This is a genomic window from Pseudomonas sp. S31 (assembly GCF_016648105.1).
GTDB lineage: Bacteria > Pseudomonadota > Gammaproteobacteria > Pseudomonadales > Pseudomonadaceae > Aquipseudomonas.
In genome coordinates this window covers 1-839 of sequence record NZ_JACVVE010000089.1, presented here as the reverse complement: position 1 = coordinate 839, position 839 = coordinate 1, and the positions used below count along the sequence as shown (strand labels likewise).

Annotated in this window: 1 protein-coding gene; it reads left to right on the top strand. The window is 58.3% G+C overall.

The features are described 5' to 3' along the window. The coding region (locus tag IAE37_RS28585; protein ID WP_201178795.1) for an elongation factor Tu at positions 1–839 on the top strand (839 nt) is incomplete at both ends.

The following is an 839-nucleotide window of genomic DNA, read 5'->3' as shown; positions in this document are numbered from 1 at the left end:
ATCGGCCACGTTGACCACGGTAAGACCACTCTGACCGCAGCTCTGACTCGCGTCTGCTCCGAAGTTTTCGGTTCGGCAGTCGTTGAGTTCGACAAGATCGACTCGGCTCCGGAAGAAAAAGCGCGCGGTATCACCATCAACACCGCTCACGTCGAGTACAACTCGAACATTCGTCACTACGCTCACGTTGACTGCCCAGGTCACGCTGACTACGTGAAGAACATGATCACCGGTGCTGCCCAGATGGACGGCGCGATCCTGGTTTGCTCGGCCGCCGATGGTCCGATGCCACAAACCCGTGAGCACATCCTGCTGTCCCGTCAGGTTGGCGTTCCGTACATCGTGGTCTTCCTGAACAAGGCTGACCTGGTAGACGACGCTGAGCTGCTGGAACTGGTCGAGATGGAAGTTCGCGACCTGCTGTCCACCTACGACTTCCCAGGCGACGACACTCCGATCATCATCGGTTCGGCTCGTATGGCCCTGGAAGGCAAAGACGACAACGAAATGGGCACTACCGCTGTCAAGAAGCTGGTAGAAACTCTGGATGCCTACATCCCTGAGCCAGTTCGTGCCATCGACCAGCCGTTCCTGATGCCGATCGAAGACGTATTCTCGATCTCGGGTCGTGGTACCGTTGTTACCGGCCGTATCGAGCGTGGTATCGTCCGCGTTCAGGATCCGCTGGAAATCGTTGGTCTGCGTGACACCACCACCACCACCTGCACCGGTGTTGAGATGTTCCGCAAGCTGCTGGACGAAGGTCGTGCTGGCGAGAACTGCGGCGTTCTGCTGCGTGGTACCAAGCGTGACGACGTTGAGCGTGGCCAGGTTCTGGT